Source organism: Streptococcus oralis, assembly GCF_001579175.1.
Lineage (GTDB): Bacteria > Bacillota > Bacilli > Lactobacillales > Streptococcaceae > Streptococcus > Streptococcus oralis_O.
In genome coordinates, this window is record NZ_KQ970759.1 from 619770 (window position 1) to 642500 (window position 22731).

General features: G+C 43.5%; 14 protein-coding genes and 1 pseudogene. 2 read left to right on the top strand and 13 right to left on the bottom strand.

Annotated elements, in window-relative coordinates; all coding sequences use genetic code 11:
* Positions 1–23 precede the first annotated feature (23 nt).
* From recA to rpoB, 9 genes are all read right to left on the bottom strand, one after another.
* Complete coding sequence (gene recA, locus SORDD24_RS03115; protein ID WP_061407338.1) at positions 24–1172, bottom strand: recombinase RecA; 1149 nt, start codon at positions 1170–1172, stop codon at positions 24–26.
* A gap of 54 nt (positions 1173–1226) precedes the next feature.
* Positions 1227–2483 carry a competence/damage-inducible protein A gene (locus tag SORDD24_RS03120; protein ID WP_061407341.1) on the bottom strand — a complete coding sequence of 419 codons (1257 nt, stop codon included), beginning with the start codon at positions 2481–2483 and terminating at the stop codon, positions 1227–1229.
* Positions 2484–2555: 72 nt separating this feature from the next.
* Complete coding sequence (gene brpA, locus SORDD24_RS03125; RefSeq protein ID WP_061407344.1) at positions 2556–3596, bottom strand: glycopolymer--peptidoglycan transferase LytR; 1041 nt, start codon at positions 3594–3596, stop codon at positions 2556–2558.
* A gap of 4 nt (positions 3597–3600) precedes the next feature.
* Positions 3601–4122: a GNAT family N-acetyltransferase gene (locus SORDD24_RS03130; RefSeq protein WP_061407347.1), complete on the bottom strand. Its 522-nt coding sequence runs from the start codon at positions 4120–4122 to the stop codon at positions 3601–3603.
* The gene (tsaE, locus tag SORDD24_RS03135) at positions 4112–4555 is read right to left on the bottom strand and encodes a tRNA (adenosine(37)-N6)-threonylcarbamoyltransferase complex ATPase subunit type 1 TsaE (protein ID WP_061407349.1); all 444 of its coding nucleotides are present in this window, start codon (positions 4553–4555) and stop codon (positions 4112–4114) included. Before tsaE ends, SORDD24_RS03130 begins: the two co-directional genes overlap by 11 nt.
* Positions 4556–4638: 83 nt before the next feature.
* On the bottom strand, positions 4639–5262 hold the full coding sequence (locus SORDD24_RS03140; protein ID WP_081103508.1) for a hypothetical protein: 624 nt from the start codon (positions 5260–5262) through the stop codon (positions 4639–4641).
* Positions 5263–5396: 134 nt separating this feature from the next.
* Positions 5397–5816, bottom strand: a complete 420-nt coding sequence (gene ndk, locus SORDD24_RS03145) for a nucleoside-diphosphate kinase (RefSeq protein WP_061407352.1) — start codon at positions 5814–5816, stop codon at positions 5397–5399.
* Between the two features lie 108 nt (positions 5817–5924).
* Complete coding sequence (gene rpoC, locus SORDD24_RS03150; RefSeq protein WP_061407355.1) at positions 5925–9590, bottom strand: DNA-directed RNA polymerase subunit beta'; 3666 nt, start codon at positions 9588–9590, stop codon at positions 5925–5927.
* Positions 9591–9622: 32 nt separating this feature from the next.
* Positions 9623–13234 carry a DNA-directed RNA polymerase subunit beta gene (gene rpoB / locus SORDD24_RS03155; protein WP_061407356.1) on the bottom strand — a complete coding sequence of 1204 codons (3612 nt, stop codon included), beginning with the start codon at positions 13232–13234 and terminating at the stop codon, positions 9623–9625.
* Between the two features lie 442 nt (positions 13235–13676).
* Here rpoB and SORDD24_RS03160 point away from each other — a divergent pair, with 442 nt between their 5' ends.
* Positions 13677–17387, top strand: a complete 3711-nt coding sequence (locus SORDD24_RS03160) for a pullulanase (protein WP_061407357.1) — start codon at positions 13677–13679, stop codon at positions 17385–17387.
* A gap of 227 nt (positions 17388–17614) precedes the next feature.
* On the opposite strand, the gene SORDD24_RS03165 is transcribed toward SORDD24_RS03160, so the two are convergent.
* The 3 genes from SORDD24_RS03165 to glmS form a co-directional block, all read right to left on the bottom strand.
* Positions 17615–18148, bottom strand: coding sequence for a hypothetical protein (locus tag SORDD24_RS03165; RefSeq protein WP_061407359.1), 534 nt, complete (start codon positions 18146–18148; stop codon positions 17615–17617).
* 40 nt (positions 18149–18188) lie between these two features.
* Positions 18189–18800 carry a helix-turn-helix domain-containing protein gene (locus SORDD24_RS03170; protein ID WP_061407362.1) on the bottom strand — a complete coding sequence of 204 codons (612 nt, stop codon included), beginning with the start codon at positions 18798–18800 and terminating at the stop codon, positions 18189–18191.
* 185 nt (positions 18801–18985) lie between these two features.
* Positions 18986–20794, bottom strand: a complete 1809-nt coding sequence (glmS, locus tag SORDD24_RS03175; RefSeq protein ID WP_061407365.1) for a glutamine--fructose-6-phosphate transaminase (isomerizing) — start codon at positions 20792–20794, stop codon at positions 18986–18988.
* Positions 20795–21044: 250 nt separating this feature from the next.
* On the opposite strand from glmS, the pseudogene SORDD24_RS03180 reads away from it, so the two are divergent.
* Positions 21045–21257, top strand: a pseudogene (locus SORDD24_RS03180) (EamA family transporter); the annotation flags it as partial.
* Between the two features lie 33 nt (positions 21258–21290).
* Here SORDD24_RS03180 and SORDD24_RS03185 read toward each other — a convergent pair.
* Positions 21291–22670: a glycoside hydrolase family 1 protein gene (locus SORDD24_RS03185; protein WP_061407368.1), complete on the bottom strand. Its 1380-nt coding sequence runs from the start codon at positions 22668–22670 to the stop codon at positions 21291–21293.
* Positions 22671–22731: the final 61 nt, after the last annotated feature.

Sequence of the window (22731 nt, forward strand, 5' to 3'; positions counted from 1 at the left end):
GTTGACAAAGAGCCGTTTTATCTTTAATCTTCAATTTCGATTTCAAGTCCATCGCCAAGGTCAAGCGTTACTTCTTGGTTAGAAGTTGCCTCCGCTACTGGACTATGATCAGAAGCTTCTTCATCTTCAATCAACCCATATTGAACACGGACTTGGTGGTCAATGGCATCAAAAATTTCCGGATGATCTGCCAAGTATTTCTTAGCATTTTCAGATCCTTGCCCGATTTTTTCACCCTTGTAAGAGTACCATGCTCCCGCTTTTTGGATGATATCGAGATCACTTGCGATCTTCAAGAGCTCACCAGTCTTAGAAATCCCTTCTCCGTACATGATTTCAACAAAGGCTTCCTTAAATGGTGGAGCCACCTTGTTTTTCACGACCTTTATCTTGGTTTCCTTACCGACATTGGTATCTTTTTGGTCACCAGTTCCCTTGATTTGTGTGCTTCCACGAACATCCAAACGGACTGAAGCGTAGAATTTCAAAGCACGTCCACCAGGAGTTGTTTCAGGATTTCCAAACATGACCCCAACTTTTTCACGCAATTGGTTGATAAAGATGGCAATTGTTTTGGTTTTATTGATAGAAGCACCAAGTTTACGCATGGCCTGACTCATCATACGAGCCTGCAAACCAACGTGGCTGTCTCCAATATCCCCATCAATTTCTGCACGAGGTACAAGGGCCGCAACTGAGTCAATAACAACAAGGTCAACTGCACCTGAGTCAATCAATTTCCCTGCAATTTCAAGACCTTGCTCACCTGAGTCTGGTTGTGATAAGAGCAATTCGTCAATATTCACACCAAGGGCTGCTGCATAGGCTGGATCAAGGGCATGTTCCGCGTCGATAAAGGCAGCGATACCGCCTTCTTTTTGAGCTTGCGCAACAGCGTGAAGGGCAACTGTTGTTTTACCAGATGATTCTGGTCCATAGATTTCGATGATACGTCCCTTAGGATAACCACCTGAACCAAGGGCAATGTCTAGAGCCAATGAACCTGAACTCATCACTTGAACTTTTTGCTCCGCGCGCTCACCCAAGCGCATGATTGAGCCTTTACCAAAGTCTTTCTCAATCAATTTAAGAGCATCGTTCAAGGCTTTTTCACGATCAGCTCCAAATTTTTTTCCGATTTCATCTAATTTTTTTGTTGGTTTTTTCGCCATTTTGTTCTCCTATATTCTACTGGTCCTTAGACCTATCTTTTATTATACCAAAATTTAGTCACTTAATAAAGCCTTGCGAACTAGGTTAAAGGCATGCATAACCGCAATATGACGAACATCTGCACGGCTCCGTCCTGCGATATTCGCCTTGATAACCTCTGTTCCTTTTGCATGCGCCAAGCAGATAAAGACGGTTCCAGCTGGATGCCCCTCTAGGCTATCTGGTCCTGCCACACCCGTCAAACTAACTCCGTAGTCAGACTGAGTCTTGAGACGTGCCTGCTCTGCCATTTTTCGAGCGGTAAACTCAGAAACGACCCCGTATTCTTTCAGCTCTTGCTCGGAAATATCCAGCATCTTGGACTTTTCCTCTAGGCTGTAGGTGACAAATCCTCCATTAAAGATAGCTGACACACCTGAAAAGTCTGCTAAAGTAGCCTGAAAGAGCCCTGCCGTCAAACTCTCTGCTGCAGTAATGCTTTTCTGTCTCTTCTTTAGCTCTTCTACAACGACACTTGCGAGGCTGGTTTCTTCTCCATATCCATAACAGATGTCTCGCAGTGACTGTCCATCGAAAGTTTGGCGACCCAGGATTTCATTTTCTAGGACGTCCAGTGCTTGGTCAGCCTTTTCTTGACTGACTGCCTTTGTAGACAAGCGCAAGGTCACCTCTCCCGTTTTGGCATAAGGAGCCAAGGTTGGATCAGTTTGTTGGTCAATCAAGTCCGCCAAAATAGTCACCAACTGACTTTCACCAATCCCAAAGAAACGGAGCACTCGTGAATAGAGCTTAGCACCAGTCATTAACTTGGGTAAGAGCTGATTTAAGACCATGGGTTTCAACTCACTAGGAGGTCCTGGAAGAACCACGTAAGTCACTCCGTCAGCTTCCGAAACTCCTCCGACAGCTAATCCTGTCTCATTTGGCAGTGGAGTTGCCCCTTCTACAATTTGAGCTTGGCGCTCATTATTCGGTGTACGAGCATAGTCAGGTCTATGAGCAAAGAAAATATCCAATTTTTCTTGTGCTTGAGGGTCAAATACTAGATTTTTTCCCAAAAATTTTGCCAACGTTTGTTTGGTCAAATCATCTTCAGTTGGTCCCAAGCCTCCTGTCAAAATGACTAAACTGCTACGCAAACTCGCAATCTCTAGCAAGGACATCAGGCGCGCTTCATTATCTCCAACAGCTGTTTGGAAATAAACATCTACTCCAATTTCTGCTAGCTTTTCTGATAAGAACTGGGCGTTGGTATTGACAATCTGCCCTGTCAAAATTTCCGTTCCTACAGCAATAATTTCTGCTTTCATTTTTCCTCCTACCTATCTATTCGGATTCTTTTTGAAAAAATCGCAGGAACTTTCCCACGATTTAATCTTTTTTTATTCTGTTTCTTCGCTTGAAGCACTAGTACTTGATGAAGGTCCAGGTCGACCAAATGCCGTCTCGTAAAGAACAACATTGGTTTCCAACTCAGTCACTTCCTCTTTACCTAGTGAACGACGTAAAAGATTTTGCATTTCGAGCATATGTTCTGAGGTGACAATTTGATAAGAAATCCCCTGCAACTCGGCATCTTCTCCACGTAATTGATGGGTTTCAATATTCTTGAAGGAATCTTGATAGCCGAGCAATTGTGGAATGCTCTTGGCTGAAAGGTCGACGTTGGTCTGCATATTGTTGCTCAAAGCTTTGAGAATGCCTTGATAGTGGCTCACACTATTTAGACTCAAAACCTTCTCTACGATTTTTTGAATAACTTCCCGTTGACGTTTTTGACGACCATAATCTCCTTCTGGGTCTTGGTAACGCATCCGTGAATAAACCAGCGCTTCCTCACCATTCAAGGTTTGTTCTCCAACACCAATGGAAATCTTATTAAACTCTTCTTGATCAGCAATCGAAATCGGGAAACCGAGTGTATTGTTGACGGTGATTCCCCCAACTGCATCCACCAATTGTTGAAGACCTTGCATATTAACCATGACATAGCGGTCTATATGGATATTCATCATCTTTTGAATAGTAGAAATCGCCAGTTCCGCACCGCCATTGGCATAGGCAGCATTGAGTTTGGCTTCCTGAACTTGGCCGTCTCCAAGGTCAATCTTGGTTAAAATATCCCGTTCCAAACTCATCATAGTGGTTTTCTTGGTCTTCGGATTAACGGTCAGGAGAATCATGGAATCACTATTCCCCACCCATGGGTCTGTACGTTCCACATTTCCCGTATCTACCCCCATCAAGAGGATGGTCAGAGGCTCCGTCGCTTCGATAACGTTGGTTTCTTCCCCGATTTTTTTGTAAGTATTTTTACTTAGGGTTTCTGTTCCCTGTTGGTAGATGGTATAGCCATAAACCGCTACACCTAAAACTGTTACTGCCAGGAAACCTAGCATCATTCCAATTAATTTTTTAATCATCTCGTTATTTATTTATCAGCTTGCCCATAAGACAAACATCTAAAAATATCCCTTCTGCTAAATAGGCTCCTCTTTCCTGTAAGCCTTCTGTGATAAATCCCATTTTTGAGTAGAGGTGGATCGCAGCCTCGTTTCGTTTTTGTACACTAAGTTGCAAACGGCGCAAGACACCACTGGTTTTAGCCCACTCGATGCCTTCTTCTAGAAGTATAGTTGCCAAGCCTTGGTTCCAAAATTTCTTGCGAACTGCTAAAAAAACATCACCGATATGTCGAACTCTTAAATGTTGGTCCGCTGTGATATTTAAAACTCCTGCAATCTCATCATTCAGTAAGGCGAGGAGAGTAATTTGATTCTCTGATCCAGCTTGTTTTTCGATAAAAAGAGCCATTTCAGAAGCTGTCATCCCTATGCCATGTTCATCCAAGCTGGTAAAATCTGTCTCTCGACCGACTTGATTTAAAAATGCAACCAAAGCTGCGGCATCTGAAATCTCTGCCTCACGAATACACAATTCATACTCCATCCTGAAGCTCCTTGATAAGGTGTTCAGCTCGAGAGCCATGAGCTATAAATTGAAGGCAACGCCCCTCAGCTTCTTTCAAAATTTCCAACTCCAAGTAGGAATCTGGTAAATCCTCACCCAAAAGATGCCCCCACTCGATAACAGTCACACCGCCACCAAAGAGAAACTCATCCAAGTCAATAGAATCAGCGTCCCCTTCGATACGGTAGACATCCAAGTGATAAAGTGGCAAGCGTCCTTCATACTCTCTGACAATGGTATATGTTGGACTTTTAATCATCTGACGGATATTCAAACCCTTGGCAAGGCCTTTTGTAAAGGTTGTTTTACCCGCGCCCAACTCACCCGTCAAGATCAGAACATCGTCTTTTTGAAGGATACGACCTAATCTTTCTCCGAGAGCTAGAAGCTCTTCTTCATTTTTTGTGTGCATGCTACTATTATACCAAAAAGTTTCCTTTTGTGTGAATTTTCTTTACAAACTTACTATAATGATTTTAAAGAATTATCCTCTACTTAAAAGAATAGAAGAATCGCAAAAACAAACAAGATATCTCGAATCAGGTGTCCGTAAAAGGAGATTTCCCTTTGGATACATTTTGGAAAAAGGAAACGTGCGCATAGAAAACCAACACTGACATAAAGGAGAATCGAGGAAATCACTAAGGGATTCCTCAAAAAAACCATCGTAGCTAGAACGGAAATGACGACTGTTTTCTTTTTATTTAGGTGATTTTCTATATGGCGAAAAATTTTATCAAAAGGTAAGAAAATCAATAGATCTACTCCGAGCAAGAAAAAGAAGGAGGGTAAAAAGAGGTCAACCAGTTCCTGCTGCAATTTGCTAGTGGTTTGGATGCTTTCTGAGAGAACCAGACAGGTTGCCAGAAGATTGACTACTAAAAGGAGGCAATAAACAAGACTCACTTTCTTTTGAACATGTAAAATACTATGTCTAGACTGGTCTGCTGTATGGAAATAATTTATCCCAGCACAAAGAACAGAAAATCCTACTATCAAAATTAAAAAATAAGCATTGGTCTGCTTCAACGATAAAAAAGATTCTTTCCATAATAAGCAACTAGCAAAACTAATCTGGATGACCGCAGCCAACAATAATAGGCGAATTGATTTTATCATTTCTTGTCCCTCCATATAAGGGATTATACCCTGTAAGGAGTGTGAAATGAAGAATGCCCTCTCAAGTGTTCTTTTTTTATGCTCAACTGACCAAAAAACAGTTCCATTATGCATAGAACTGTTCTTTTACCAATCTAATCCTTAAACCAGAGAGCAATTTCTCGTTTGGCAGAAGCTTCAGAATCAGATCCGTGAACCACATTTTGAATGGCTTGATTGTCTCCTGCTGCTTTAGCAAAATCTCCTCGGATAGTTCCAGGCGAGGCTTCTTCTGGACGAGTAGCTCCCATCATTGTCCGCCAAGTTTCAATCACTTTCGGACCTGATAGAATGCCTACCACTACTGGTCCTGAGGTCATAAACTGACGGATAGGAGGATAAAAACTTTTTCCAACCAAGTCTTGATAGTGTTGGTCAACCAAATCTTCTGAAACTGCTGAACGCAACTCTAATTTTTCAATTTTGAAACCACGCTCCTCAATTCTTTTCAGAACCTGACCAATCAGACCTCTTTTCACACCATCTGGCTTAATGATAAAGAATGTTTGTTCCATACGGACACCTCCTTGGCATTTTAGTTCTTCTATTCTACCATACTTTATGAAAAAGTGGAAAATTTTCTGAAACAAAGAAAAGAGAACCCAAAAGTTCTCTTTTTGCTTTTATTCTACTGTTTCTTCAACTTGGATTTCCACAGCTTCCTCTACTGGAGCAAGTTCTGTCTCCTCTTGTTCTGGAGCCAGATAGGCTGCTTCATTGATAGCTTGTGGTTCAAGGTTACGGTAGCGAGCCATACCAGTACCTGCTGGAATGATCTTACCGATGATAACATTTTCCTTGAGTCCAAGGAGATGATCTTTCTTACCACGGATGGCCGCATCAGTAAGGACACGAGTTGTTTCCTGGAAGGAAGCCGCTGACAAGAAACTATTGGTTTCAAGTGAGGCTTTGGTGATTCCCATAAGGACAGGGCGACCAGTCGCTGGAACTCCACCTGCGATAAGAACATCCTTGTTGGCATCTGTAAAGTCGTTGATGTCCATGAGAGTACCCATAAGAAGGTCTGTGTCACCTGGATCCATGACACGAACTTTACGGATCATTTGACGAACCATTACCTCGATGTGTTTGTCACCGATTTCTACCCCTTGGCTACGGTAAACTTTTTGCACTTCACCGAGAAGGTAGGTTTCAACTGACAAGACATCACGAACAGCAAGGAGGCGTTTCGGTTGGATAGAACCTTCTGTCAATGCTGCACCACGAGAGACTTGGTCTCCAACTTCGACACGCATACGTGCTGTAAATGGAACGACATATTCACCTTCACCAGTTTCACCCTTAACAAAGACTTTCTTGGTACGAGTTGAAGCATCTTCTTCGATGGCTGTAACCTCACCCTTGACTTCTGTGATAACCGCTTCCCCTTTTGGATTGCGGGCTTCAAAGATTTCTTGGACACGAGGAAGACCCTGAGTGATATCGGTATTTGAGGCAACCCCACCCGTGTGGAAGGTACGCATGGTAAGCTGTGTACCAGGTTCCCCGATAGATTGGGCAGCGATTGTACCAACTGCTTCACCAACTTCAACCGCATCACCAGTCGCCAAGTTGATACCGTAACAGTGACGGCAGACACCATGACGAGTGTTACATGTAAATACGGAACGGATAGTGACTTCTTCCACACCAGCATTGACAATTTCACGCGCCTTGTCTTCTGTAATCAACTCATTTGGACCAATGATCACTGCGCCAGTTTCTGGGTGTTTAACAGTTTTCTTAGTGTAACGACCATTGAGACGCTCTTCGAGAGACTCGATCATCTCTTTTCCTTCTGCGATAGAACGGATCAAGAGACCACGGTCTGTTCCACAGTCGTCCTCACGGATGATAACGTCTTGGGCAACGTCAACCAAACGACGAGTCAAGTAACCTGAGTCGGCTGTCTTAAGGGCCGTATCGGTCATACCTTTACGGGCACCGTGAGTTGAGAAGAACATTTCGAGTACTGACAAACCTTCACGGAAGTTTGAAAGGATTGGCAATTCCATGATACGTCCATTCGGAGCGGCCATCAGACCACGCATACCGGCAAGCTGTGAGAAGTTTGAGATGTTACCACGGGCTCCAGAGTCCATCATCATAACGATTGGGTTCTTAGGATCTTGGTTGGCAATCAAACGTTTCTCCAATTTTTCACGAGCTGCACGCCATTCAGCGGTAACTGCATTGTAGCGCTCATCGTCTGTGATCATACCACGACGGAATTGTTTTGTGATTTGTTCTACACGTTTGTGTGATTCTTCGATGATTTCAGCCTTGTCTTCAACGACTGGGATATCGGCAATACCCACTGTCAAACCTGCAAGAGTTGAGTGGTGATAACCGAGGTTCTTCATACGGTCCAGCAGGGCAGATGTTTCTGTCGTACGGAAACGTTTGAAGATTTCAGCGATGATATTTCCAAGGTTTTTCTTCTTGAATGGAGGGTTGAGTTCAAGGCCATCGATAGCTTCCTTGATATTTCCACCCAGCGGCAAGAAGTATTTAGCTGGAACACCCTCTGTCAAGTTCGTGTTTGTTGGCTCTTGCAAGTAAGGTAAACCTTCAGGCATGATATCGTTGAAGAGGATTTTACCAACAGTTGTAAGCAAGATTTTGTGTTTTTGCTCTTCTGTCCATGGTTTGTTCAAGCTATCTGTTGCGATACCTACACGTGAGTGGAGGTGAACATAACCATTACGGTAAGCCATGACAGCTTCATCACGATCTTTGAAGACCATACCTTCGCCTTCGCGACCAGCTTCTTCCATAGTCAAGTAGTAGTTACCCAAAACCATGTCCTGAGATGGAGTAACAACTGGTTTACCATCTTTAGGGTTCAAGATATGCTCAGCAGCAAGCATCAAGATACGAGCTTCTGCTTGGGCTTCTTCTGAAAGAGGTACGTGGATGGCCATTTGGTCGCCGTCAAAGTCGGCATTGTAGGCTTCACAGACAAGCGGGTGCAAGCGAAGGGCCTTACCATCGATCAAGACTGGCTCGAAAGCTTGGATACCCAAACGGTGAAGGGTCGGTGCGCGGTTCAAAAGCACTGGATGTTCTTTAATAACTTCTTCGAGGATATCCCAGATACGCTCATCTCCGCGTTCCACCAAGCGTTTAGCTGCTTTCACGTTTTGCACGATGTCACGGGCAACGATTTCACGCATAACGAATGGTTTAAAGAGCTCAATCGCCATTTCACGTGGCACACCACATTGGTACATCTTAAGCGTTGGACCAACGGCGATAACGGAACGTCCTGAGAAGTCAACACGTTTACCGAGCAAGTTTTGACGGAAGCGTCCTTGTTTACCTTTGAGCATGTGGCTTAATGATTTGAGTGGACGGCTACCTGGTCCTGTAATCGGACGACCACGACGACCGTTGTCAATCAAAGCATCTACCGCTTCTTGCAACATCCGCTTCTCATTTTGAACGATGATGCCAGGTGCGTTCAACTCAAGCAAACGAGCCAAGCGGTTGTTACGGTTGATAACACGACGGTAAAGGTCATTCAAGTCAGATGAGGCAAAACGGCCACCATCCAACTGCAACATTGGACGAAGATCTGGTGGAATAACCGGAAGAATGTTGAGAATCATCCATTCAGGTTTGTTTCCAGACTTGTAAAAGGCATCCAAAACATCCAAACGACGGATGGCTTTGACACGTTTTTGTCCAGTAGCTGTTTTCAACTCTTCTTTGAGTTCGGTAATTTCTTTTTCAAGATCTACTTGTTTCAAGAGGTCTTGGATGGCTTCGGCACCCATCTTGGCAACGAATGATCCATAACCATACTCACGCAAGCGCTCACGATATTCACGCTCTGTCATGATAGACTTGTGCTCAAGTGGTGTATCCTTAGGATCAATCACCACATAAGCCGCAAAGTAGATAACTTCCTCGAGGGCACGAGGGCTCATATCAAGGGTCAAGCCCATACGGCTTGGAATCCCCTTGAAATACCAGATGTGAGATACAGGAGCTTTCAACTCGATGTGCCCCATACGCTCACGACGAACTTTCGTACGCGTTACCTCAACCCCACAGCGGTCACAAACAATTCCTCTGTAACGAATGCGTTTGTACTTACCACAAGCACATTCCCAGTCTTTTGTAGGACCAAAGATGACTTCGTCAAAGAGTCCTTCACGTTCTGGTTTCAACGTACGGTAATTGATTGTTTCAGGTTTTTTGACTTCTCCATAAGACCATGAACGGACTTTGCTTGGAGAAGCTAGGGTGATTTGCATACTTTTAAAACGATTTACATCAACCACTATTTCTTCCCTTTCTATTCTAAGTGAACTGCTTATTCTTGTTCAGCAGCTTCTTCTGTTGCTTCCGCTTTTGTTGCCTTCTCAGCTTCTTCTGCTTCAAAAGCTGCTTTAGCCTCTTGGGCTGCTTTTTCGCGGGCTTTTTCAAGGTCATCTACGTGGATGACATCTTCGTCCATTCCTTCATCCAAGTCGCGAAGTTCCACTTCTTTGTCATCTTCGTCAAGGACACGCATGTCAAGACCAAGAGATTGCAATTCTTTGACAAGAACTCGGAAGGATTCTGGAACACCTGGTTTTGGAATTGGTTTTCCTTTTGTAATAGCTTCATAAGCTTTCAAACGTCCGTTGATATCGTCAGACTTGTAAGTCAAGATTTCTTGAAGGACATTTGACGCACCGTAGGCTTCAAGAGCCCAAACCTCCATCTCACCGAAACGTTGTCCACCAAACTGAGCTTTACCTCCGAGTGGTTGTTGAGTAACGGTTGAGTATGGTCCGACTGAACGCGCGTGCAATTTGTCATCAACCATGTGGTGGAGTTTGATCATGTACATGACACCAACTGATACACGGTTGTCAAACGGCTCTCCTGTACGTCCATCGTAAAGGATTGTCTTGGCATCACTGTCCATACCTGCTTCTTTAACAGTGTCCCAAAGATCTTCAGAACTTGCTCCGTCAAAGACTGGTGTTGCGATATGGATACCAAGAGTACGGGCTGCCATACCAAGGTGGAGTTCCATAACCTGACCGATATTCATACGTGATGGCACCCCAAGTGGGTTCAACATGATATCGACTGGGGTTCCGTCTGGAAGGTAAGGCATGTCTTCTACAGGAACGATACGAGAGACAACCCCTTTGTTTCCGTGACGTCCGGCCATCTTATCTCCGACCTTGATCTTACGTTTTTGAGCGATGTAGACACGAACCAGCATATTCACGCCGGATTGCAATTCATCACCGTTTGCACGTGTAAAGATCTTAACATCACGAACGACACCATCGGCACCGTGAGGTACACGGAGAGAAGTGTCACGCACTTCACGAGACTTGTCTCCGAAGATAGCGTGCAAGAGACGTTCTTCAGCTGAAAGGTCTTTCTCTCCCTTAGGTGTGACTTTACCTACAAGGATATCGCCTTCTTTAACCTCAGCACCGATACGGATGATTCCCATTTCGTCAAGGTCTTTAAGAGCATCTTCACCAACGTTTGGAATTTCACGAGTAATTTCTTCAGGCCCAAGCTTTGTATCGCGCGTTTCTGATTCGTATTCCTCGAGGTGGACAGATGTATAAACATCGTCTTTGACCAAGCGTTCGCTCATGATAACGGCATCCTCGAAGTTGTAACCTTCCCATGTCATGTAGGCAACGATTGGGTTTTGTCCAAGCGCCATTTCCCCTTTTTCCATAGAAGGTCCATCAGCGATAAAGTCGCCTTTTTCAACAATATCGCCGACTTTTACGAGAGTACGTTGGTTGTAAGCAGTACCTGAGTTTGAACGACGGAATTTTTGGATGTGGTAAACATCAAGTGAGTTATCTTCACGACGAACTTCTACCTTGTCAGCATCTGCGTAAGTAACTTTACCACCATGCTGAGCAATCACAGCTGCACCTGAGTCATGAGCTGCTTGGTATTCCATACCAGTACCAACGTAAGGCGCTTTTGGATCAATCAATGGCACAGCCTGACGTTGCATGTTGGCACCCATGAGGGCACGGTTGGAGTCATCGTTTTCCAAGAATGGAATACATGCAGTCGCAACGGCAACTACCTGTTTTGGTGACACGTCCATGTAGTCAACCACTTCTGCTGGATACTCTTGGTTGACCCCTTGGTGACGTCCCATGACAACTTTCTCAGCAAAAGTACCGTCCTCGTTAAGACGAGAGTTAGCCTGCGCTACAGTAAATTCATCTTCTTCATCGGCTGTCAACCAAACAATCTCGTTGGTCACAACACCTGTTTCACGGTCAACCTTACGGTATGGTGTTTGAACAAAGCCATACTTGTTCAAGTGTCCGTAAGATGACAAGTTATTGATCAAACCGATGTTTGGTCCTTCAGGTGTCTCGATTGGACACATACGACCATAGTGAGTATAATGCACGTCACGTACTTCATATCCAGCACGGTCACGAGTCAAACCACCAGGTCCCAAGGCAGACAAACGACGTTTGTGAGACAACTCAGAAAGCGGGTTGTGTTGGTCCATGAACTGTGACAACTGTGATGAACCAAAGAATTCTTTAACCGCAGCTGTTACAGGACGGATGTTGATGATTTGTTGCGGTGTCAAAACTTCATTGTCCTGAACAGACATACGTTCACGGACATTACGTTCCATACGAGAAAGTCCAAGACGTACTTGGTTGGCAAGCAATTCACCAACTGCACGGATACGACGATTTCCAAGGTGGTCGATATCATCCACACGTCCGATACCTTCAGCCAAGTTGAGGAAGTAGCTCATCTCAGCAAGGATATCTGCAGGAGTTACAACACGCACCTTGTCATCAGGATTGGCATTCCCGATGATGGTTACAACACGGTCTGGATCCGTTGGGGCAACAACCTTGAATTTTTGAAGCACAACTGGTTCTGTCAGAACAGCTGCATCGTTTGGAATATAAACGATTTTGTTCAAGTCGCCATCCAAGTGACTCTCGATACTTTCAATCACGCTACGAGTCATAACGGTACCAGCTTCTACCAAGATTTCACCAGTTTCAGGGTCTACCAATGGCTCAGCGATAGTTTGGTTGAGCAAGCGTGTTTTAACGTTGAGTTTTTTATTGATCTTGTAACGACCAACTGCTGCCAAGTCATAGCGACGTGGGTCAAAGAAACGAGCTACAAGCAAGCTACGTGAGCTTTCAGCAGTCTTAGGCTCACCTGGACGAAGGCGTTCGTAGATTTCTTTCAAGGCTTCGTCTGTACGAGAGTCCATTGGATTCTTGTGGATATCTTTTTCAACGGTATTGCGAACCAATTCGCTGTCACCAAAGATATCAAAAATTTCATCATCACCAGAGAAACCAAGCGCACGAACCAAGGTTGTAAACGGAATTTTACGGGTACGGTCAATACGAGTGTAGGCGATGTCTTTAGAGTCACTTTCCAGTTCCAACCAAGCTCCACGGTTAGGGATAACAGTTGAACCGTAGCCAACTTTACCGTTTTTGTCTACCTTGTCGTTAAAATAAACACCCGGAGAACGAACCAACTGAGATACGATGATACGTTCACCACCGTTGATGATGAAAGTTCCCATCTCTGTCATGATTGGGAAATCTCCAAAGAAGACTTCTTGGGTCTTGATTTCGCCTGTTTCTTTATTGATCAAGCGGAAGGTTACAAAAATAGGTGCTGAGTAGCTAGCATCGTGGATACGAGCTTCTTCGAGCGTGTATTTGGGTTCCTTGATCTCATAGCCAACAAACTCCAACTCCATAGTTTCTGTGAAGTTTGAAATTGGCAATACATCTTCAAATACTTCCTTAAGACCGTGATCTAGGAAATCTTTGAATGAATCCGTTTGAATTTCAATCAAATTTGGTAAGTCAAGAACTTCTTTGATTCTTGAAAAACTACGACGGGTACGATGTTTCCCGTATTGAACGTCATGTCCTGCCAAGATGATTCTCCTTTGTAAATAAATTCCAAGCCTTGTCAATCAGGCTTTTCTAATCGTCATATGGTTTTAAAAACCCCTATCACCGTGTCCCTTTGACGAATTTTCAGAATCTTTAAATCTTTGTTACAAGCACTCAAAAACCTGAAAAAAAGCACAAAAAGAGCAGCTAAATCTGACTTTTTCAGAAGATTTAACTGCTGTGAGCCTTGTCTGGACAATATTTCAGACAAAACCTACGACAAATGATTACTCATATTATACCTTATTTAGCTAGATTTTTCAAGGTTTTTTTACTATTTTTTAAACAATCTTTTCCTATATATTATTTTAAAATTTCAAGAAAATGAAGCATTATATTTTCTCTTAAAAGTCAGGAAAACGCTTGCACTAATGTTTACCTCGTGCTATACTGTTAGGGAACAACTACACAAGGAGAATTGTGATGAAAAAAATCCCATCTCAAACTGAGAAAAAAATGATTTACGGTATCCGTTCCTTGAAGAACGGAACTGGTTCTGTCCTCATTGGTACCAGCATTGTCCTGCTTTCTGCTACAATGCCAACTATTTCGGCCAATGAAAACCTTCCTCAAACTCAGGAAAATACCAGCACTGTGACCAAGGCCCCTACTGAGACTGAAACGAGTCAAACTCAAAAGGAAACGCCTATTTCTGAACAAAAGAATGCAAACGCTTCCCTTGATTCTAAAAAAGAAGCTCCAGCTGCGGAAACTACTACAGTACCAGAAACACCTAAAACAGAAGATACTACTACAAGCCAGGCTAACAGCAAGGAAGAGAAAGTAGACGCCAGCACTTCAACGCCAACATCAGATCAAAAACCACAAGCTGACACATCTTCTGAAGAACCCATCGCAGACAACCACTTCCGCATCCATGTAAAAAAACTCCCTGAAGAAAACAAAGATTCTCAAGGTCTTTGGACTTGGGACGATGTTGAAAAACCGTCTGAAAACTGGCCCAATGGAGCCAAGTCCTTCAAGGATGCCAAACAAGATGACTACGGCTATTATCTAGATGTCAAACTCAAAAATGAGCAAGCCAAGAAAGTCAGCTTCCTTATCAACAATACCAAGGGGGATAACCTGACAGGGGACCGTTCTGTAGAGCGCCTCTCTCCAAAAATGAATGAGGCTTGGCTAGATGAAAACTACAAGGTACACAACTACCGCCCTCAACCAGCAGGAACTGTCCGTGTCAACTATTACCGCACAGATGGCAACTATGACAAAAAATCTCTTTGGTATTGGGGCGATGTCAAAAACCCAAGCAGTGGAGAATGGCCTGACGGTACTGACTTTACCGCAACTGGAAAATATGGACGCTACATTGATATCCCACTCAATGAAGCTGCAAGAGAATTTGGATTTTTATTACTAGACGAAAGCAAGAAAGGCGATGATGTGAAAATCAGAAAAGAGGATTATAAATTCACTGATCTAAAAAATCACAGTCAGATTTTCCTCAAGGATGATGACGAAACCATCTACACCAATCCTTACTATGTACACGATATTCGCATGACTGGTGCCCAACATGTTGCCAAGTCTCGTATCGAAAGCAGCTTTTCTACCCTTGTTGGAGCTAAGAAAGAAGACATTCTTAAACACTCCAGCATCACTGATCATAAAGGGAATAAAGTAGCCATCACAGATGTGGAAGTAGATGAAGCTGGTAAGAAAGTGACCTACATCGGCGACTTCTCTGATACCCAACACCCTTACACTGTCAGCTACAATTCAGACCGTTTTACCACACGTTCAAGCTGGCGCCTCAAGGATGAGTCTTACAGTTACGATGGTCCACTCGGCGCAACTCTAAAAGAAGATGGCAAGCGTGTTGATCTCACCCTCTGGTCTCCAAGTGCTGATAAGGTTTCCGTTGTCGTCTATGACAAGAAAGACCCTGAAAAGGTAGTCGGAACTGTCACCCTTGAAAAAGGAGAAAAAGGAACCTGGAAACAAACTCTGGATGCAAACTCTGGTCTCGGTATTAGCAACTACACTGGCTACTACTACCACTACCAGATCGAGCGCCAAGGTAAAACTGTCCTCGTTCTTGACCCTTATGCCAAATCATTAGCGGCTTGGAATAGTGACCTAGCAAAAACAGATGCCGCTCATAAGGTCGCTAAGGCTGCCTTTGTCGATCCAGCGAAGTTAGGCCCGCAAGACTTGACCTATGGAAAGATTCGTAACTTCAAATCACGTGAAGATGCCGTTATCTATGAAGCGCATGTACGTGACTTCACCTCAGATCCTGCCATCGCAAAAGACTTGACAAAGCCATTTGGTACCTTTGAAGCCTTTATCGAAAAATTAGACTATCTCAAAGATTTGGGTGTCACCCACATCCAACTCCTTCCAGTCTTGTCCTACTACTTTGTCAATGAATTGAAGAACCAAGAACGCTTGTCTTCCTATGCTTCAAGCAATAGTAACTACAACTGGGGATATGACCCTCAAAGCTACTTCTCCTTGACTGGTATGTACTCTAGCAATCCTAAGGATCCAGAAAAACGAATTGCAGAATTCAAAAACCTCATCAACGAGATCCATAAACGTGGCATGGGGGCTATCTTGGATGTGGTCTACAACCATACTGCTAATCTCGATATCTTTGAAGACCTAGAGCCAAACTACTACCACTTTATGGATGCAGACGGAACTCCTCGTACTAGCTTCGGAGGCGGCCGTTTGGGAACTACCCACTACATGTCTAAACGTGTCTTGGTAGACTCTATCAAGTATCTGGTTGAAACCTACAAAGTAGATGGTTTCCGTTTCGATATGATGGGTGACCACGATGCGGCTTCAATCGAAGAAGCTTACAAGGCTGCACGCGCCCTCAATCCAAATCTTATCATGCTAGGTGAAGGTTGGAGAACCTATGCTGGAGACGAAAACATGCCTACAAAAGCTGCTGACCAAGATTGGATGAAACATACCGATACTGTCGCTGTCTTTTCAGATGATATCCGTAACAACCTCAAGTCTGGTTATCCAAACGAAGGCCAACCTGCCTTTATCACAGGTGGCAAACGAGATATCAATACCATCTTTAAAAATCTCATTGCCCAACCAACTAACTTTGAAGCAGACAGTCCTGGAGATGTTATCCAGTATATCGCAGCCCATGATAACTTGACCCTCTTTGACATCATCGCTCAGTCTATCAAAAAAGACCCAAGCAAGGCTGAAAACTACGCTGAGATCCATCGTCGTTTGCGACTTGGAAACCTCATGGTCTTGACTGCTCAAGGAACTCCGTTTATCCACTCTGGGCAGGAATATGGACGTACCAAACAATTCCTTGATCCAGCCTATAAGACTCCTGTTCCTGAAGATAAGGTTCCAAACAAGTCTCACTTGTTGCGCGACAAGGACGGCAAGCCATTTGTCTATCCTTACTTTATCCATGACTCTTACGACTCTAGTGATGCTGTCAACAAGTTCGATTGGACCAAGGCAACAGATGGTAAAGCCTTCCCTGAAAATGTCAAGAGCCGTAACTATATGAAAGGTTTGATTGCCCTTCGTCAATCGACTGATGCCTTCCGACTCAAGAGTCTGCAAGACATCAAAGAGCGCGTCCACCTCATTACTGTTCCAGGACAAAATGGTGTTGAAAAAGAAGATGTGACCATCGGCTACCAAATCACTGCTCCAAACGGTGATGTCTACGCTGTCTTTGTCAATGCAGATGATAAGGCTCGCGAATTTACTCTAGGAACTGCCTTTGCCCACTTGAGAAAGGCTGAAGTCCTGGCAGATGAAAATCAAGCCGGACCAGTAGGAATCGCTAAACCTCAAGGTCTCGAATGGACTGAAAAAGGCTTGAAATTGAACGCTCTCACTGCCGTTGTTCTCCGCTTGTCTCAAGGTGGTGCCATCGTTGCCCCAGCTGTGGAAGAAAAACCAGAATTTAATCTTTCTAGCTTGGAAACCCAACAAGACCAAGCCCAAAACCTAGTAGCAAATCCTGACTCTCAAGAAACTGCTACAGAGGCTCTTGCTCAGAAAGTCCTTCCAAACACAGGTACTGAGAGCAAATCCCTTCTTGCCCTTGCTGGATTCAGTATCCTTGCCCTTCTCGGACTTGGATGGTTGATAAAAAACAAGAAAAAGAAATAGCACTCAATGAAAATCAAAGAGTAAACTAGGAAGCTAGCCGCAGGCTTTACACGAGTACGGCAAGGCGAAGCTGACGAGGTTTAAAGAGATTTTCGAAGAGTATAAACTAGCCCTCCTATAGAAAAACACCCCATGATTAGAAGACTCTTCTAGTCATGGGGTGTTGTTTTTTATATTTATCAATCTTTACCCAGCATAATAGGGAAAAAATTTTCGAAATCTATGAATTACTCAACTATCAGTTCCTGGTCTTTCAAAGTCAACTTCGAGTTTTCTGTCAATTCTGTTTGTTCAAAAGTGTAAATCGTCTCACCCTTTGTATCAATCATGTACCAGGCTTGGTCTTTACGGACAACCAGGGCAAGCTCCGTACTATTTGTGTCCTCGTTTTTGACAGACAAAGGAAAGGCCTTGTCCACACCTTCCAGAGCTACTTTCTCACCAGTTTTTAATTCTACTAGGTAGTGCACGCCATCCTTTGTACCAAAACTGTAGTCCCCATTAATCTTTGTGTGGCTATCGTAGTCTTTCATTAGAATGGAAGTTTTATCTAAACCATCAAATGCCTTTTTAAAGTGTTCTTTCTGCTCTTCAGCTTTCTTTTGATCTTGAGACTGAACCGTCTCTTGCACAGCAGCAATCCGTTCCAGGTTTTGCTTTTTCGCTTGTCTTGCCTGATGGATCAAGATCGTACGTATCAAGAAAGAACTAGACAAGACGATACCAATCAGCATAGCAATAATATTTTTTTTCTTCTTCATTTTTTCTCCTTAGAGTATACAATATAGGAGTGAGAAAATGCTATTTTATCTGTTTTTTTAAAACAATATAACTTGTAATCAAAATCACAAATAGAACTAATATAAAATTCAAAGTGTGAAATATTCCTATAGGATATGGCGCAACCCACCCCTGTTTGAAAATCAACAATGAAATAAAACCAGTAGCCATAGAAGTAGGCATAAAAGCAATTCCAATTATATTAAGCCAATTCACATAAAACGGTGCTTTTTCTTCTGATAATATTCTTGCGATAAAATATCCAACAATTCCTACCACTTGAATAATTATTGCCCCCAAAATAGCTTCCATTGTTTGTTTTTCATACCATTCAGCAAATGCACAAAACAGTCCAATAGCAATAAAAGCTGTTGATGAGATATAAAGTACCTTGCTCGCAAATTCTCTATTTTTTTGTTCTTTATCTACTACCGGTTCAATTCCTTTTAAAATATAATCTGTAGTAACACCAAAATAATCACTCATTATAATTACTTTTTCTAACTCAGGTGTACTTTGTTCACTTTCCCATTTTGAAACAGCTTGTCTTGAAACACCTACCTTATCAGCAAGTTCTTCTTGTGATATTCCTTTAGTTTTTCTTAAATATTGTATTCTGTCTGCCATGTTCATTTGACAACACTCCTTTCTTTTATGATACAATCATAACAATTTCGTTGGTTGCATAGCCACCATTAAAATATAGAAATATGTCAACTTGCAGTTGCAAATGTGTTTTTCAATACAAATCCCTATAAATTCCGATTTGTTATATAGTTACATTATACCCTACTTATGGCAAACTAGACTCTTTTAGCTTATTCTACTGTTACCGACTTGGCAAGGTTACGTGGTTTGTCCACATCAAGGCCACGGTGGAGTGTTGCAAAGTAAGCGACCAATTGAGTTGGTACAACCATTGAGATTGGCGAGAGGTAAGGGTGTACGGTCGTCAGAACGATATCGTCTGTCTCTTTAGCAACATTTTCTTCTGCAATAGTGAGAACCTTAGCACCACGGGCTGCGACCTCTTGGATATTTCCACGAGTGTGGTTAGCAAGGACTGGATCTGACAAGAGGGCCAAGACAGGTGTTCCTTCTTCAATCAAGGCAATAGTTCCATGCTTGAGCTCTCCTGCCGCAAAACCTTCACACTGGATGTAAGAAATCTCTTTGAGCTTAAGACTGGCTTCCATGGCTACATAGTAGTCTTGCCCACGTCCAATGTAAAAGGCGTTGCGAGTGGTTTCAAGAAGGTCACGAACTTTAGCATCAATGGTTTCTTTCTCAGAAAGGGTTGATTCGATAGACTGAGCCACGATAGACAACTCGTGAACCAGGTCAAAAGCTTGGGCTTTGGCATTGCCATTTGCTTCTCCGACAGCTTTTGCAAGGAAGGCAAGTGCTGCGATTTGCGCTGTATAGGCCTTTGTTGATGCTACGGCAATTTCAGGACCCGCGTGAAGGAGCATGGTATGGTTGGCTTCACGAGAAAGGGTGGAACCTGGGACGTTGGTCACTGTCAAGCTTGGAATGCCCATTTCATTAGCCTTGACCAAAACCTGACGACTATCCGCTGTTTCACCAGACTGACTGATAAAGATGAAGAGTGGTTTCTGGCTGAGAAGTGGCATACCATAGCCCCACTCAGAAGAGATTCCAAGTTCAACTGGTGTATCCGTCAATTCTTCCAGCATCTTCTTAGAAGCAAATCCTGCGTGGTAAGATGTCCCAGCTGCAAGGATGTAGATACGGTCTGCGTCTTGAACAGCCTGGATGATAGCTGGGTCAACCACTACTTGACCTGTCTCATCTGTGTATGCTTGGATGAGTTTACGCATAACAGTTGGCTGCTCATCGATTTCCTTGAGCATGTAGTAAGGATAAGTTCCCTTACCGATATCCGACAAGTCTAGCTCAGCAGTGTAGCTAGCACGCTCACGGCGATTGCCATCATAGTCTTGCACTTCGACACTATCAGCCTTGACAATCACCAACTCTTGGTCATGAATTTCCATGTATTGGTTGGTCTCACGAATCATTGCCATAGCATCCGAGCAGACCATGTTATAGCCTTCCCCAAGACCAATCAAGAGTGGTGATTTATTTTTCGCTACATAGATAACATCTGGATTTTCAGAGTCAACCAAGGCAAAGGCATAAGAACCACGGATGATATGAAGAGCTTTTTTGAAGGCTTCAAGAACTGAGAAACCAGCTTCTTCTGCAAATTTTCCAATCAAGTGAACGGCGATTTCCGTATCTGTTTGCCCCTTGAAGTGGTGACCTGCAATATATTCTTCCTTGATTTCAAGGTAGTTTTCAATCACTCCATTGTGCACCAAGACAAAACGTCCAGTCTCAGAGCGATGTGGGTGAGCGTTGTCCTCAGTTGGTTTTCCATGAGTCGCCCAACGCGTATGTCCGATACCAGTTGTTCCCTCAACACCAGCTGTCTTAGCAGACAATTCTGCTATACGACCGACAGCCTTAACTAGATGATTTTCAGCACCACCTAGGACAAAAATCCCCGCAGAATCATAACCACGGTATTCGAGCTTTTCAAGCCCTTGAATCAAAATATCAGTTGCATTTGTGTTTCCAACAACACCAACAATTCCACACATAGTATATACGACACAGACTAACTGTGCTTTCTCCTTAAATTGGTATAGTCTGATTTCCCTTTTACGGAATCAGCAAAGACAGTATATACTTGTTTTTCTCACTTGTCAAGGATAAAAATTGGTATAGCTTTTATAGGGTTCCTGAAATTGAGATTTCACCTAATAGCTGACAAGGCAGATGCTTTACTTATAGTCGTAAGAGGAGGGGGGTGCCATGTGATTTTTCTTCGCACTTTTATCTTCTCTTCCCATCTTGTCTAATTTCCCCATGGGCGCCTCCTGGCTCTGCTATTACAAGGCCTTGCAGATGGGCAATGCAACTGAGGTATCTGCTGTCGATAAATTCAGTCTCGTCCTTACCCTCGTTCTAGCCTTTTTCTTCCTACAGGATGTCCTGACGTTTAAAACAATTATCGGCTGTCTCTTGATTACGATTGGGAGCTTGGTGATGATCTTAGAATAAAAAGTGAGATGAAGATCATCTCACTTTTTATTCTTAAAATCCATTATTGTCACTAAGCTCTTTGAACCAGTGACCCGATTTCTTCAGGCGACGTTCCTGCGTTTCCAAATCAAGCTCAACCAAACCATAGCGGTTCTTGTAGCTATTGAGCCATGACCAGCAATCGATAAAGGTCCAAATCAAGTAGCCCTTACAGTTAGCACCGTCTTCAATGGCGCGATGAAGCTCAGCAAGATGCCCTTTGACAAAGTCAATACGATAGTCGTCCTGAATCATGCCATTCTCACGGAATTTATCTTCACCTTCAACCCCCATGCCATTCTCTGTCAGCATCCACTCGATATTGCCATAGTTTTCCTTGATGTTTTGGGCGATATGGTAAATCCCTTGCTCGTAGATTTCCCAACCACGGTGGGGATTAATTTTACGGCCTGGCATGACATAAGGCTCATAGAAATGCTCTGGCAAGAGGGGACTGTCAGGATGTTTAGCAAAACGTGGGGCCATGACGCGCAGAGGCTGGTAGTAGTTGACTCCAAGGAAGTCTACTGTATGTTCACGGATCAATTCCAACTCTTCTGCTGTAGAATCTGGCAGCAAATCATGCTCAGCTAAAATTTCCACTAATTCTTCTGGATAAGTTCCCAAGACAGATGGATCTAGGAAAGACTGGGCTTGAAAGAGATCCGCAATACGAGCGGCTTTCACATCCGCAGGATGTTGGCTACGTGGGTAGGCTGGTGTCAAGTTGAGGACAATCCCAATCTTAGAATCAGGCAGAACCTCATGACAAGCCTTCACCGCAAGACTACTAGCCAGTTGAGTGTTATAAGCTACCTGAACCGCTGCTTTAGCATCTACCTTATGAGGATAATGGGCATCATAGAAATAGCCAAACTCCACAGGAACAATCGGCTCATTGAAGGTAATCCACTGGTCCACCAAGTCACCGTAAGTCTCAAAACAGAAACGCGCATAGTCTTCGTAAGCCTTAATGGTTGCCTTGTTTTCCCAACCATCCCCATCTTCCTGCAGGGCAAAAGGCAGGTCAAAGTGATAGAGATTGACTAAGAGACGAATGCCCTTGGCCTTAATGGCTTCAAAGACCTGACGGTAGAAAGCCACACCTTGAGGATTGACTTTTCCACGACCTTGCGGGAAAATACGAGACCACTGGATAGAAGTACGAAAGGCTGTGTGACCAGTTTCTAGCAAGAGTTCGATATCTTTTTCCCAGTTTTCGTAAAAAGTCGATGTTTTGTCAGGTCCAATTCCATTATAGTAACGATTTGGCTCTACTTGGAACCAATAATCCCAGAGATTGTCTCCCTTTCCGTCACCAGGTACACGACCTTCTGTCTGTGGTCCAGAAGTAGAGGAACCCCAGACAAAATCCTTTGGAAATTTTAACATACTTATACCTCTTAACTTGATGATGTATTCTTCACTCTCATTATATAGAAAAAACAAGGTA

Excerpts from the sequence above, each read along its gene's own strand:
- recA (WP_061407338.1), bottom strand. The coding sequence starts at position 1,172 with ATGGCGAAAAAACCAACAAAAAAATTAGATGAAATCGGAAAAAAATTT.
- SORDD24_RS03120 (WP_061407341.1), bottom strand. The coding sequence starts at position 2,483 with ATGAAAGCAGAAATTATTGCTGTAGGAACGGAAATTTTGACAGGGCAG.
- brpA (WP_061407344.1), bottom strand. The coding sequence starts at position 3,596 with ATGATTAAAAAATTAATTGGAATGATGCTAGGTTTCCTGGCAGTAACA.
- SORDD24_RS03130 (WP_061407347.1), bottom strand. The coding sequence starts at position 4,122 with ATGGAGTATGAATTGTGTATTCGTGAGGCAGAGATTTCAGATGCCGCA.
- tsaE (WP_061407349.1), bottom strand. The coding sequence starts at position 4,555 with ATGCACACAAAAAATGAAGAAGAGCTTCTAGCTCTCGGAGAAAGATTA.
- SORDD24_RS03140 (WP_081103508.1), bottom strand. The coding sequence starts at position 5,262 with ATGATAAAATCAATTCGCCTATTATTGTTGGCTGCGGTCATCCAGATT.
- ndk (WP_061407352.1), bottom strand. The coding sequence starts at position 5,816 with ATGGAACAAACATTCTTTATCATTAAGCCAGATGGTGTGAAAAGAGGT.
- SORDD24_RS03160 (WP_061407357.1), top strand. The coding sequence starts at position 13,677 with ATGAAAAAAATCCCATCTCAAACTGAGAAAAAAATGATTTACGGTATC.
- SORDD24_RS03165 (WP_061407359.1), bottom strand. The coding sequence starts at position 18,148 with ATGAAGAAGAAAAAAAATATTATTGCTATGCTGATTGGTATCGTCTTG.
- SORDD24_RS03170 (WP_061407362.1), bottom strand. The coding sequence starts at position 18,800 with ATGAACATGGCAGACAGAATACAATATTTAAGAAAAACTAAAGGAATA.
- glmS (WP_061407365.1), bottom strand. The coding sequence starts at position 20,794 with ATGTGTGGAATTGTTGGTGTTGTTGGAAACACAAATGCAACTGATATT.
- SORDD24_RS03185 (WP_061407368.1), bottom strand. The coding sequence starts at position 22,670 with ATGTTAAAATTTCCAAAGGATTTTGTCTGGGGTTCCTCTACTTCTGGA.